Source organism: Devosia sp. (assembly GCF_025809055.1).
Lineage (GTDB): Bacteria > Pseudomonadota > Alphaproteobacteria > Rhizobiales > Devosiaceae > Devosia.
Genome location: NZ_CP075529.1, coordinates 2,135,409 through 2,147,500, shown reverse-complemented (window position 1 = coordinate 2,147,500; position 12,092 = coordinate 2,135,409). Strand labels below are relative to the sequence as shown.

16 protein-coding genes, 1 tRNA gene and 1 pseudogene (1 of these 18 only partly in view) are annotated in these 12,092 nt (G+C 62.8%); 8 read left to right on the top strand and 10 right to left on the bottom strand.

The annotated features are described in order from the left end of the window. The 4 genes from KIT02_RS10540 to KIT02_RS10525 all read left to right on the top strand — a co-directional run. Positions 1 to 439, top strand: the final stretch of a protein-coding gene (locus KIT02_RS10540; RefSeq protein ID WP_297577633.1) for a mechanosensitive ion channel domain-containing protein. The gene continues 1,802 nt to the left of window position 1, outside the view; only the last 439 of its 2,241 coding nucleotides appear in the window; the start codon falls outside the window, past its left edge; its stop codon occupies positions 437 to 439. Positions 440 to 586: 147 nt separating this feature from the next. Further along, positions 587 to 1,792: a lytic murein transglycosylase gene (locus KIT02_RS10535; protein WP_297577632.1), complete on the top strand. Its 1,206-nt coding sequence runs from the start codon at positions 587 to 589 to the stop codon at positions 1,790 to 1,792. A gap of 176 nt (positions 1,793 to 1,968) precedes the next feature. Beyond that, the gene (locus KIT02_RS10530) at positions 1,969 to 2,970 is read left to right on the top strand and encodes an alpha/beta hydrolase (RefSeq protein WP_297577631.1); all 1,002 of its coding nucleotides are present in this window, start codon (positions 1,969 to 1,971) and stop codon (positions 2,968 to 2,970) included. A gap of 34 nt (positions 2,971 to 3,004) precedes the next feature. Next, positions 3,005 to 3,640 carry a nucleotidyltransferase family protein gene (locus tag KIT02_RS10525; protein WP_297577630.1) on the top strand — a complete coding sequence of 212 codons (636 nt, stop codon included), beginning with the start codon at positions 3,005 to 3,007 and terminating at the stop codon, positions 3,638 to 3,640. On the opposite strand, the gene KIT02_RS10520 is transcribed toward KIT02_RS10525, so the two are convergent. The 3 genes from KIT02_RS10520 to KIT02_RS10510 all read right to left on the bottom strand — a co-directional run bounded on the left by KIT02_RS10520 (position 3,624) and on the right by KIT02_RS10510 (position 4,880). Next, complete coding sequence (locus KIT02_RS10520; protein WP_297577629.1) at positions 3,624 to 4,037, bottom strand: VOC family protein; 414 nt, start codon at positions 4,035 to 4,037, stop codon at positions 3,624 to 3,626. The genes KIT02_RS10525 and KIT02_RS10520 overlap by 17 nt on opposite strands. 80 nt (positions 4,038 to 4,117) lie before the next feature. Continuing rightward, on the bottom strand, positions 4,118 to 4,603 hold the full coding sequence (bfr, locus tag KIT02_RS10515) for a bacterioferritin (RefSeq protein WP_297577628.1): 486 nt from the start codon (positions 4,601 to 4,603) through the stop codon (positions 4,118 to 4,120). Further along, on the bottom strand, positions 4,569 to 4,880 hold the full coding sequence (locus tag KIT02_RS10510; RefSeq protein ID WP_297577627.1) for a (2Fe-2S)-binding protein: 312 nt from the start codon (positions 4,878 to 4,880) through the stop codon (positions 4,569 to 4,571). Before KIT02_RS10510 ends, bfr begins: the two co-directional genes overlap by 35 nt. Before the next feature lie 157 nt (positions 4,881 to 5,037). Between KIT02_RS10510 and KIT02_RS10505 the strand changes: the two genes are divergently transcribed. Beyond that, positions 5,038 to 5,883: an alpha/beta hydrolase gene (locus KIT02_RS10505; protein ID WP_297577626.1), complete on the top strand. Its 846-nt coding sequence runs from the start codon at positions 5,038 to 5,040 to the stop codon at positions 5,881 to 5,883. Here KIT02_RS10505 and KIT02_RS10500 read toward each other — a convergent pair. Both KIT02_RS10500 and KIT02_RS10495 read right to left on the bottom strand, forming a co-directional pair. Next, entirely contained in the window at positions 5,862 to 6,551 is a 690-nt protein-coding gene (locus KIT02_RS10500; protein WP_297577625.1) for a DUF599 domain-containing protein, read from the bottom strand. The two genes, KIT02_RS10505 and KIT02_RS10500, sit on opposite strands and share 22 nt — an antisense overlap. Before the next feature lie 87 nt (positions 6,552 to 6,638). Next, on the bottom strand, positions 6,639 to 7,676 hold the full coding sequence (locus tag KIT02_RS10495; protein WP_297577624.1) for an aldo/keto reductase: 1,038 nt from the start codon (positions 7,674 to 7,676) through the stop codon (positions 6,639 to 6,641). A gap of 232 nt (positions 7,677 to 7,908) precedes the next feature. Here KIT02_RS10495 and KIT02_RS10490 point away from each other — a divergent pair. After that, positions 7,909 to 7,985, top strand: a tRNA-Met gene (locus KIT02_RS10490). A gap of 58 nt (positions 7,986 to 8,043) precedes the next feature. Then, on the top strand, positions 8,044 to 8,391 hold the full coding sequence (locus KIT02_RS10485) for a hypothetical protein (RefSeq protein WP_297577623.1): 348 nt from the start codon (positions 8,044 to 8,046) through the stop codon (positions 8,389 to 8,391). A 162-nt stretch (positions 8,392 to 8,553) separates the two neighbouring features. Here KIT02_RS10485 and KIT02_RS17590 read toward each other — a convergent pair. The 5 genes and pseudogenes from KIT02_RS17590 to KIT02_RS10460 all read right to left on the bottom strand — a co-directional run. Next, positions 8,554 to 9,543 (bottom strand): annotated as a pseudogene (locus KIT02_RS17590) (recombinase family protein); the annotation flags it as partial. Continuing rightward, complete coding sequence (locus tag KIT02_RS10475) at positions 9,512 to 9,670, bottom strand: hypothetical protein (RefSeq protein ID WP_297577621.1); 159 nt, start codon at positions 9,668 to 9,670, stop codon at positions 9,512 to 9,514. The gene KIT02_RS10475 and the pseudogene KIT02_RS17590, both read right to left, overlap by 32 nt. A gap of 110 nt (positions 9,671 to 9,780) precedes the next feature. Further along, complete coding sequence (locus KIT02_RS10470) at positions 9,781 to 10,356, bottom strand: hypothetical protein (RefSeq protein WP_297577620.1); 576 nt, start codon at positions 10,354 to 10,356, stop codon at positions 9,781 to 9,783. 91 nt (positions 10,357 to 10,447) lie between these two features. Next, positions 10,448 to 10,630, bottom strand: coding sequence for a hypothetical protein (locus KIT02_RS10465; RefSeq protein WP_297577619.1), 183 nt, complete (start codon positions 10,628 to 10,630; stop codon positions 10,448 to 10,450). Between the two features lie 154 nt (positions 10,631 to 10,784). Next, positions 10,785 to 11,216 carry a hypothetical protein gene (locus tag KIT02_RS10460; protein WP_297577618.1) on the bottom strand — a complete coding sequence of 144 codons (432 nt, stop codon included), beginning with the start codon at positions 11,214 to 11,216 and terminating at the stop codon, positions 10,785 to 10,787. 89 nt (positions 11,217 to 11,305) lie between these two features. On the opposite strand from KIT02_RS10460, the gene KIT02_RS10455 reads away from it, so the two are divergent. Further along, positions 11,306 to 11,623, top strand: a complete 318-nt coding sequence (locus KIT02_RS10455; protein ID WP_297577617.1) for a hypothetical protein — start codon at positions 11,306 to 11,308, stop codon at positions 11,621 to 11,623. Positions 11,624 to 12,092: the final 469 nt, after the last annotated feature.

Sequence of the window (12,092 nt, the reverse complement as noted above, 5' to 3'; positions counted from 1 at the left end):
CCTGATCCCGTTTTCGTCGGTGGATCTCGTCAGTAACATGATGCGGGGCTTCTCCTTCCATGTGGCCGAGATCGGTGTTGCCTATGACAGCGATATCGCCGAGGTGAAGCAGGCCATGTTCGATGCCTTCGACCTGCTGATGGAAACCGAACTGGGCGAGCAGATCCTCGACGTTCTCGATATGCAGGGCGTGACAGCCTTTGGCGATTCCGCCATTACAGTCCGGGCCCGCATCAAGACCCTGCCGGGCATGCAGTGGGGTGTCGGTCGGCGCTATAACGAGCTGGTCAAGCAGGTGTTCTCCGAACGCAATATCGAAATCCCCTATCCGCACGTCACCTATGTGCCGAGCGGCGGCGGAGGCGGGGGCAAGACGCCCAAGCCGCCGATCATAGAAAGCGAGGCGCGCAACAAGGGCGATGACGAGGGCAAGCCATGACGCTTTCGTGAGCGCGGAAGTGTTCAGCCTTAAAGTGATCTTAATCTGAGCGGTTAAAATAGTGATACGCGCTGGGGGGCGGCGTGGGCCATGCGGTATGCGGACCGGCATGGCCTTGAGCTTTTGTCTGCGTATCACGAGGCCGAGATGAAGATTTCACATCGCGCCAAGCCCCTGCTCACCCGCCTCGGGCTTGCCCTGTTCCTATCAACCCTCACCCTTGGTGCGGCCCAGGCCAGTACCAGCGACTTCGTGCGCGGCCTGTGGCCGGAAGCGCAGCAGGCCGGCGTCAGCCGCCAGGCCTTCGAAGCTGCCTTCGCCGGCTACAATCCCATCCCCCAGGTGATGGAATTGACGCGCAAGCAGCCCGAATTTACCCAGACCGTGCAGCAATATGTCGAAAAGCGCGTCACCGCGGCCCAGGCCAGCAAGGGCCAGTCCATGCGTGGCGAGTGGGCGCAGACCCTGGCAGCAACGCAGCAGCGCTATGGGGTCCAGTCCGAAGTGGTCCTGGCGATCTGGGGCATGGAGACCAATTTCGGCGGCTTCATGGGGGGCAATAACACCATCCATGCCCTGGCGACCCTGACCCAGAACAATTACCGGGCCGACTTCTTCCGCAAGGAACTGGTCACCGCGCTCCGCATCGTGTCCGACGGGCATATCAATGCCGGGTCCATGGTCGGGTCCTGGGCCGGTGCCATGGGACATACCCAGTTCATGCCATCGAGCTTCATGCGCTATGCGGTCGATTTCAATGGCGATGGGCGCAAGGATATCTGGAATTCGGTGCCTGACGCGCTGGGTTCGACCGCCAATTACCTCAACAGCTTCGGTTGGCGGCCGGGCGAGACCTGGGGCTACGAAATCAAGCTGCCCAGCGGCTTCAATTTTGCCGCGGCGCGGGACATGGGCAAGGCCAGTCTCGGCCAATGGCAGCAGATGGGCATTACCCGTGTTTCCGGCCGGCCCTTCCCGCGTCCCGGCGACGTTGCCCGCCTCTATATGCCGGCTGGCGCCCGGGGCCCCGCCTTCCTGCTCCTGCCTAACTTTGATGTGATCAAGCGCTACAACAATTCCGACTCCTATGCCCTGGCCGTCGGTCACCTGGCCGACCGGATCCTTGGCGGGGGCGGTTTTGCGACGCCCTGGCCGGCTGGCGACTATGCGCTCAGCAAGGCGCAACGCACTGAATTGCAATCGCTTTTGAACCGGGCTGGCTTCGATACCGGAACGCCCGATGGCGTTGTCGGACCCAAGACCCGGGCGGCGGTTCTTGCCTTTCAGCAGCGGTCCGGACTACCTGCCGATGGCCATGTTTCGGGCCTCCTGCTCGACACTTTGCGCCGCTAGCGAAACGTTAACCATGTGTTAACGAAGTCGGCTCAAAGTCATCGCGCTTAAGTAGAGGGCAGGCCAGCGACCGGAACCGGCGCGCCTGCCCTCGCCCATTCCGGCGCATGGTTTCCGGCCACATTCCCTCCCGGTTTTTGCCCTAGCCTGGCGACCTCCGAAACAGCGAATCGAACATGAACAGACGCGACTTCCTGGTGTCCATGACGGCACTCGGCGTGGGGATAGGCTTGCCGGCCCCGGCCCATGCCGTCACCCTCATGGACCCCTTCAATCTCCCCGCAGCCATGGATGCCGGCACCGCCAAGGTCGGCGATGGCATCGCCTATGCCGATGGCCAGAGGCACAAGCTGGATATCTACGCCCCCGAGCAGCGCGGCGCGGCGGCGCCGGTGGTGTTCTTCATCTATGGCGGGGGCTGGAACCGGGGCGAGCGCGCCGACTACCAGTTTGTCGGGCGGGCCTTTGCCTCGCGGGGATTTATTGCCGTGATTGCCGATTACCGGCTGGTGCCGGAAGTCCATTATCCCGAGTTTCTCGAGGATTGCGCCAATGCCATGCGCTGGGTTCAGGACAATATCGCCGCCTATGGTGGCGACCCCAACCGGCTGTTCCTGTCGGGCCATTCGGCCGGGGCCTATAATGCCGTCATGCTGGCGCTAGACCCGTCCTTCCGCCAGGAATATGGGGTCACCATGCCTATCCTTGCCGTCGGCGCGTTGTCGGGCCCCTATGACTTCTATCCTTTCGAGTATGACGAGGTGCGCAATGCGTTCGGCAATGCGGTGAGCCCCGAAGGCACGCAGCCGATCAATCTGATCACCGCCGATGCACCGCCCATGTACCTGGCCAGCGGCACGACCGATCCGATCGTGCGCGTCCAGAACACCGAGCGTTTTGCCGAGCGGCTGCGCGCGCAAGGCGTATGGGTGACGACGCAATATTACGATGGGTTCGGCCATATGGAGCCGGTGATCGCCATGGGCGCCATGTGGCGCTGGCGCATGCCGGTGCTGGACGACATGGTGGCGTTCTTCGGCCGGTTCGGCGCTTTCCCGAGTGGCGTTCCCTATGTCGCCACTGCGCCGGACGCGCCCGAAATGCTGCCAGATTCTGTCGCGCCCATGGATCAGATCATCAGTCAGATCGACTCCATGTTCCAGAAAATCGAAAAATGACGGACGACCAAAATCATCCTGTTCCCGCCCTTCGATGAGCGGCAGTGCAGACCATCTGCGATATGCGGGCCTGCCGGAAGACCGGCAGGTGGAGGTGCTGACGGGCTTCATTGAAACGCAGCCGCACCTGATGGCGATCCTCGTCGGTATGCGCGAGCTCGGTCTGCCGGACGGGCTGCTCACCTCGGGCGCCATATACAATTCGGTATGGAACTGGTTGACCGCTCGTCCGCCGCTGGCGGGTATCAAGGATGCCGACGTGGTCTATTTCGACGGGTCGGACCTCAGTTACGAGGCCGAAGATGCAATCATCCGGCAGGCGGACGCGGTGTTTCGGCATTGCCCGATCCGGGTCGAAGTCCGCAACCAGGCGCGCGTGCACCTGTGGGCCCCTCGCAAGTTCGGCATCGCCTATCCGCAACTGCAGCAAAGCGCCGACGCGCTGCGCAACTTTGCAACGCGTACCCACGCCGTGGCGGCGCGCCTCGGTGATGGGGACAACATCGAGATCGTGGCGCCGTTTGGCCTGAATGACATGTTTTCGTTCCGCCTTGTGCCCAATCCCGTCCTGGCCAATGAAAAAACCCACACCGCCAAGGCTGAGAGGGCCAAGATGATGTGGCCGGAACTGACCGTCGTCCCCTGGCCAGGGCTCAGGGCGTCGGGGTAATCAGCACCGAGTCGGCGGACCGGCGCGAGGGGCCATGAAAGACTGCCTCGATATTGTTGCCGTCTGGGTCAAGCACGAAGCAGGCATAGTAGCCGGGATGATAGTCGCGCTCGCCCGGAGCGCCATTGCCTTTGCCACCGGACGCCAAAGCAGTCCTGTAAAAATCGTCCACTGCCTGCTGGTCGCGCGCCTGGAAGGCAAGATGAATATGACTGGGCGTGGTGCGGGCGTCGGCGGCATCGATGAACAGTTCGTCGATCTGCATCCAGCCCTCGCCCTGCGCCGTGACCGGTATGCCCAGAACGGCCAGGACCGACTCATAGAAGTAGCGCGTATTGGCAAAACTGCGCGCCCGCAGATGCACGTGGTCGATCAGGCGGCCGGTGTGAAACTTCATGCGCGCTGGTCCTTTCTAGCCCCAAATACAAACGCCCGGAACCAGGTTCCGGGCGCTGCGCAAACGGGGATCGTCTCGCCTTACTCGGCTTCGTCGGCGGGTGCCGAGTTGAGCTGACCGTACTTTTCGGGCCCGATTTTTTCGAGCAGTTCGAGCTGGGTTTCGAGGAAGTCGATATGGCCTTCCTCGTCCGCCAGCAATTCCTCGAAGAGGTTCTTGGACACGTAGTCGCCCAGCTCTTCGCAGAGTTCACGGCTGGCCTTGTAGGCCTTGCGGGCGTCGTACTCGCCGGCCAGATCTGCCTCGAGCACTTCCTTGATGGTCTGACCGATGCGCAGGGGCGCAACGCGCTGCAGATTCGGGTGCCCTTCGAGGAAGATGATGCGCTCGATCAGCTTGTCGGCGTGGTGCATTTCCTCGATGGATTCAGCGCGTTCCTTGCTGGCCAGGCGCTTGTAGCCCCAATCGTCCAGCAGACGGAAGTGAACCCAATACTGGTTGACGGCGCCGAGCTCGAGAAAAAGGGCCTCGTTAAGCCGCTCGATGACCTGTGCTTCGCCTTTCACGACGTTCTCCAATTCGTTGTTTCTTGAGCTTTTCAAGCCCGGACTGGAGCGTTACCAGCTCAGCGGGCTCATGGGCTTGCTGTGCGTGGTAGTTTTCGGTGACGCGAACGATAATGTCCACCACATTCGGCACGCATCCGGAACATTTTGCGCGCCGGTTGAGCTCTGCATAGACCTTGGCGGGGACGACCAGCTGCCACGGATCGGCCTTGAGCAGATCGAGCACGATGTCCTCGATCTCCCGGGAGGTGATCATGTTACACTGGCAGACAAGCATGGCAGGGCCGTGGGGTTCTCAACGGGGCGGAATAAACGCCGCGCATTCCTGAATGTCAACGTCATAAATAGGGATTTGAAGGCCCCGGCGGTAGACCTATCGCCGCAGTGAAACCGGCAGGCGCGGTTTGCCGTAGCTGGAGCGTCCGAGGAAGCCCATGCCGATCAGCGCCATCGATGTCATCAATTTCGTCCTGCCCAAGGATTTTTCATCCCATTGTGTGGCGCGCGATCTGGCCTATGGGGATGAGGGGCGCCAGAAACTGGATTTATATGCGCCGCGTCAACACGGCGCAGGGCCGTTGCCGGTCGTCGTGTTCTTCTATGGCGGCAGCTGGGTAACGGGCAATCGGCAGGCCTACGCGTTTGTCGGGCGCGCGCTGGCGGCCCTAGGTTATCTCGTCGCGGTGCCGGACTATCGTGTGGTTCCCCAGGTCGAATATCCGCAATTCCTGGAGGATTGTGGCCGGGCCGTCAGCTGGATCGGCCGCAATGCACGGCGCTTTGGCGGCGATCCCGATCGGATCGTGCTCGCCGGGCACTCGGCGGGTGCCTATAACGCGGCCATGCTGGCGCTCAACCGCTCGCTTATCAAAGACGAAAGCGTGGCCGAAGCCATTGTCGGCTTCGCGGGCCTATCGGGTCCCTATGATTTTTTCCCTTTTGACGGGCCCATTTCAATGCGGGTTTTCGGTGGTGTGAAGCAGCCGAAGCTGACGCAACCCATAAACCATGTCAGTCGACCGGTTCCCAACTTGTGGGTCGCCACCGGCGGCCGGGATGAACTGGTCCTGCCGCGCAATAGCGAACGGCTGGCGGCGGAGGCCATCGCCGCTGGCAGCATTGCAACCTGCGCCCGCTATGAAGCGCTCGGTCATGCCGGCACCTTGCTGAGCCTGGCATGGCCCCTGCGCTGGCGCGCGCCGGTCTTGCGGGAGATGGCCGAGTTTCTTGACCGCGTGTTCAGGAAGCCCGCCGAAATTCAGGCCGCATCCTTGCGGTGACGCGCCGCGAGCACAGCGGCGGAAGCGGCCGTGCGATGGGCGGAGGAGAAAAACTCCCGATGCGCCAGGATGAGGACGGTGAGGAGGCAGGCCACGACCCCCAGCCATTCCGACACGAACCAGGCCACGGTCGCGACCGAAAAATAATAGGCCCGGATGCCCGAATTGAAGTTGCGGGCCCCCAATCCGTTCATTTGGGCAATGGCCTCGACCTCGTCCTCGGTGGTGACCCGATCGTGGTCGAGCGCACCCAGCATGATGCAAAAATGGTTGAACTGGCGCAGTGACAGGGTGAAGGCGAAAAAGGCCAGCACGAACATGGTGAGCATGACGCCGAGGTGGATCTGCACGTCGAGCACCGAATAGGTGCGCTCAAGCGACAGGGAATCGAGCGCCTCCATCAGCGCCGGCAATTGCCCGAACACCGCGAAGACGGCCAGCACGAGGAGGACCGAGGTGGAGGCCAGAAAGCTCACCGAACCCATGATATTGCCCGACAGGATGGCGTCGAACGGGCTTTCCCGCCGTGTGGCATTGGCCACCCAGCGCCGCCGCTGCATGTTCATGATGACCGAGAGCGAGGGCCGGACCTTTTCGATCTGCGGCACGATGATGTTGTAGGCAAGGTATGCCAGTAGCGGGAAAATCGAGGTGAGAAAGGTCGTCACGGCAGCCCCCGGGCCGAAGCAGTTCGCGCCACTATAGCGGGGCGCCCGGGCCAGACCAATCCGTCCGGCCCGCGCCAGGATCGCCCATCAGAGCGGGCGCGGCATCCGCCGGTGCACCGCGTCGATATCGGCCAGGACATCGGCCGACAGGGTTACATCGAGTGCGCCCAGCACCTGCTGCAACTGAGCGGTACTGGTGGCGCCGATGATCGTCGACGCCATGAAGGGGCGGGTGCGGCAGAAGGCGATGGCCATCTGCACCGGGTCGAGGCCATGCCGGGCGGCAACGGCATGATATTCGCGCGTGGCCGCATCGGAATATTCGTTCAACCGCCAAAACCCCTTCTGGTAGTCCTTGCGGCTGCCTTTTGGGGTGGCGCCATCAAAATACTTGCCGGTCAGCAGACCGCCCGCCAGCGGCGAATAGGCCAGAAGACCGATATCCTCGTGGTGGGCGAGTTCTGCCAGGTCGTGATCGAAAATGCGACGCAGCAGGCTGTATTCGTTCTGCACCGTGGCGACGCGCGGCAGGTTTTGCTGCTCGGCGATGCGCAACCACTGGGCAATGCCCCAGGTGGTTTCGTTGGAGAGGCCGATCTGGCGGATCTTGCCTTCGGCGACGAGGGCGCCCAGGGTTTCCAGCACCTCGGCGATATTGGCCAGGGCGTCCGCGGTGTCCTGCTTGTGCGGCGCATAGGACCAGTAATTCTCGAAATTGTAATGGCCGCGGCTGGCCCAATGGACCTGATAAAGGTCGATATAGTCGGTGCGCAGCCGGCGCAGGCTGCCCTCAAGGGCCTCGCGCACCGAGGCGGCATCGGGGCGGCGCGCCTCGCGGATATGCTTATTGCCGCCACCGACGATTTTTGTGGCCAGCACCCACTTTTCACGGTCGCCCTGGGCAGCAAACCAGTTGCCGATGATTTCCTCAGTACGGCCGCTGGTCTCGGGGCTGCCCGGAACGGCATAGACTTCGGCTGTGTCCATGAAGGTGATGCCATGGTCGCGCGCCATGGCGATCTGGGCATGGCCCTCGGCCTCGGTGTTCTGGCTGCCCCAGGTCATGGTGCCGAGGCAAATATCGGTGACCTTGAGGTCGGTTCGGCCAAGCGTCTTGAAGTGCATAAGAAATCGTCCGTGGAGGGCGTGACGGGATAGGATCGCGGCGGACCCTAGACCAGTGCTGTCTGGTATGGAAGTGCTCCAGCGGCGGTTGCCGATGAATGGGCTTTTCCACAGGCAGCGACACCGATTGCCCTGCCGTTCAAAAAACCGTCAAGGATCGGGTTTGAGGGGTTGAGGTCTGGTCGCTCTCCCCCTATATAGCCCTCACACCGCGCCGAGGCGCCGTGTTTGACGCGGGATGGAGCAGCCCGGTAGCTCGTCAGGCTCATAACCTGAAGGTCGCAGGTTCAAATCCTGCTCCCGCAACCAACGCCCCCCTTAATTGGGGGGCTTCCTTTTTCTGGATCAGCAATTCTGCAAGCAGGCCATGGACTTGGATGTCCACGGGCTGGCGCGCACCTGTTGGGGTGATGACGACCTTTTCGATCATCGACCGCAGGCTTTCGAAGATGATGTCGCGCGGCTGGCCCTCGCGGATGCCGTCGAGGTGGGTACGCAACTCGGCGATGATCTGTCGGTAGCGCTGCGCGGCCGAGGGGTGCAGGACGACCGGTTCGTCGTCTATGGCCAGATTGAGGGCCTGGGCCCGCAATGCCTCGCGCTCTGTCTCGAGGCCGCGCAAACGGTCCAGCAGGGCATCGGTGACCCTTCCGGCGACCACAAGGTCGACAAGAGATTCGATCTGTCGGTCGAGGTCGGCAAGGCGGTTTGTTAGGCTGTCGCGCTGGCTGGACTTGGTTTCGGCCAGTTCGCGGCGCACCCGGTGATATTCGGCGACATATTCGGCGATGGCCTCGGGATCGGCCAGGTAGTGGTCGAGGGCCTCAAGCACGCGCTGCTCGACATGGGAGCGGGCAATGGTGCGATTGTTGTCGCAATCGCCGCGCTCGCGAAAACCGGCGCAGCCGATGCGGTCATTGCCCATGACGGTATAGCTGGCGCCGCAGCAGCCGCATTTCGTCAGACCGGACAGGAAGTGCTTTGGCCGGGCGGCAACAGGGCCGGACGATTGCGACCGGTCGGCCTTGCGGGCAGATGCGAGGCCGAAAATGGTCCGGTCGACAATGGCGAGGTGCGGCACGTCGCTGCGCTGCCATTCGCTTTCCGGATTGAGACGGGAGACGCGCTTGCCGGTGGCAGGGTCTTTGACGAAATGCTGCCGGTTCCACACCAGCTCACCGATATAGAGGCGATTCTGCAGGACGCCATTGGCACGCGACCGGCTGCCGTTCAGGGTCGAGGCATTCCACTTGCCGCCGCGCGGGCCCGGCACTCTTTCGGCATTGAGGGCCACGGCGATCTCGCGCGGGGTGCGGCCGCCGACATAGTCGGCAAAGATGCGGCGCACGACAGTTGCTTCGCGCTCATTGATTTCGAGCGCACCGGGCTGGCCGGGAATGGGACGATAGCCGAATGAGAGGCCGCCACCGGACGCGCCGGCGGCAACGCGCGCGGACAGGCCGCGCCGCGTCTTGTTCCCCAACTCGGTCAGGAACATTTCGCTCATCAGGCCCTTGAGGCCGGCATGCATGGCGGTGACCGCGCCGTCGCTGACGGTCATGATCCGGACGCCAAGGAAGGTCAGTTCATCGCGAATGCGGTGCAGGTCCGCCTGCTTGCGCGCCAGCCGATCCAGATCCTCGCAGACGAGGACATCGAAGCGCTTTTCGCGGGCCATGCGCAGCATGCCATTGAGGCGGGTGCGATTGACGGTGCTGGCGCCGGAAATGCCCTCATCGGCAAAGGCGGCAACGACGAACAGGCCCTGCCGCTCGGCCCAGGTCTCGCAATAGGCGATCTGGTCGGCGCAGGAGCGTTCATTCTGGAGGTCGGAACTAAACCGGGCGTAGATCGCGGCGCGGGTCATAAAGCTCTTCCTGTCCCGTTTCTGCCAGGTGATCCTCGATGGCCTGCGCCCGCGCCAGGGCCCGCACGAATTCATACAGCGCCGATCGCGCGGCATCATGCTGCGGCGCGGCCGGCCTGGCTGTCAATCGGGGGTCGCTGTTGGTTGCGGGCCTGGCCATAGCTCACCGCCATCCGGCCGCATAGAGGCCGATGCCGGCTAGTACGAGGCCGAGGCCAAGGAAAAAGACCGGGTCCATCAGGCGTCGTCCCTGGCCTGGCGCAGGGCGCCTTCGAGGGCCTTGCGGAATTCTTCTTCAACCCGGGGGACGGGCATGAACTTGATCCGCGTGCGCAAGGGCGGTGCCTTGGGCACGAAATCGGGGTGACGGCCCTTGGCGATATCGCGGTATTCCGTCGCCATGGCGACCTGGTCGGCCTGGTGCACGTCGCGGGTGATAACGGGCGTCGGTAGGGCGATGCCCAAGGCCGGAAAGACGGCGGTGAACAGGATGCGCATTTCGAGCGCCACGACGCCGGCGCCCTGGTGCTCGAGCCAGGCCTTGAACGGGGACACCATGTCGCCGGTATAGGTTTCGGCGGCATCGTGCAAAAGCGCATAGGGCCGCGACTGCGGCAGTTTGCAGGCCGAGGCGACAAGCAGGGAATGCTGGGCGACCGAAAAGGTCACCGGTTCGATATTGCCGCCCCAACGGTTCACCCGGGCGAGCACATGCACAATGTCATCCAGGCACACCATGTCGGGGCGCGGATTGGCGAAGTCGAAGGCGCGGCCCGAGGGCATGGCCTTCCAGAACGGGGAAAGGGCGGTCACGGGCCAACGCCTCCGATCAACAGGAGAATGCAGACGATCCCGGCCAGGGCCTGGCCGAAATCGGAATTACAGAAATTGGCGGCGCGCTCGATCATGGGTTTTCCCAACCCTCGCTTTCTTCGTCAGTCCTTTCCGCCTCGACACGGTCGGCATCGGCGTCGTCATCCGCCATGGCCTTATCGGCTGCGACGATGAGGACGATGACCGCGATGAAGACGAGAAAGGCGGCGCTGCCGGCGCCGGTGGCAAAGCCGGTCCAGAACGGGTCGCTCATGGTCTTGCCTCCCCATGCACTTCTGCGAGATGCGCCTTGAGGCCCTTTTCGCCGCGCAATTGCTTGCCGCAGTGCGGGCAGGCTGTGTGCGCACCGGAACGGCTGCGCTTTTTGGTACGGCTTGAGGCCATCCGCTTGGTTTCTGGCGCGTCCATCAGTGTGCCCCACCGGTCGGCAGGTGGCAGAAGGCCAGGGCGGCGCGGGCGCGGGCCTTGTGGAACAGGAGATCGAGGTGTCCCTTGGAAATGCCGCGCGCCTGGCATTCGGCGATCAGGCGGCGCACATCCGGCAACTGGCTGCCGATGATATCGGCGATGTCGCGCTCGACCGCGTCGAGGGATTTGATGGGCGTGTCATCGATATCGCGGACGAAGCGCCTGTTGGCCAGTTGCCGGGCCTTGTCGAAATTGGCGTCGATGAAGCCTTGAGTGTAGCCCAGCTCATAGAGCCGGCCCTTGGTGGCCGCGCCCTCGGCATTGAGGGTGATGATATCCTCGACGAAACGCGACAGGCGCTCATCGTCGGTCAGCGGCCGGTCATCGATCGGTGCGGTGGCCGGAGCAGGGTTTGAACGTGCGGCGTGCATGGCGCCCTCCATTGGTGAAAACAAGACGGATCGGCGCGAGGCTTGTGCTAGCCTCGACATCGGGTTCAGTGGGATTCGGGGGTGTTGTGGTGGCCGACAATCCGCTCAGCTTGGTCAGCGAACGGTGGTACATCGCCGCGATTGCGGCGGGCGTTGCCCTTGCCGGTGCCGCCCTGGCCGCCGGTCACGGCGGGGCTTTGTGCCTGGGCGTCGGGTTTGTCCTGGTCGGCGTCGGGGAGTTCGTGAACACGCCCAGAATCAGCGTGCCGACCCATGTCGATGGCTGGGGGCAGGTGCGCCAGATGGTCACCGGCTATGTTCGCAGGCCCAATCCGTTTGGCATCGCGCTCGACATTATCGGCGTGCTGATGGGCGGCGTTGGCATAGTCCGCATAGCGCTTTTCTGAAATCAGAACGCAGGTGAGAGCCGCAATCCCGCAGATAACTGCCACGGTTCCGGCCGGGACGAACCATGCCTCCGGTCCGACGGCAGCAGGCAGAGCAGACACAGCCATGCCAGCGGCAAAAGGGAGACCCGCCTGTCGCCACCGATGGGATGCTTTGAGCAAAGGATGGGAATGGGACATGACGCCCTCCAGTGGTGAAACTGGAGGGTATGATTATGCGCAAACGGATAGATGTGCAATAGAGAATATGCGCAAACGGATATTAGCGAAGTGCGTCTAGCGCGCGCTCTTTGTCAGCTTCCGTGATTGCGCCTCTCATAAGGCACCAAGATACCCTAGTTGTTTCTTCGTCGGACCAAGTGCGGCGGCTATTCAGGAGCCCAAGGCACTCCCGACGGTATGCTTGAAATTCCGCTTGCAGCTGGCGCTGTTGCGCGCGCTGATACTCGCCCCAAAAGTAGTATGCAGT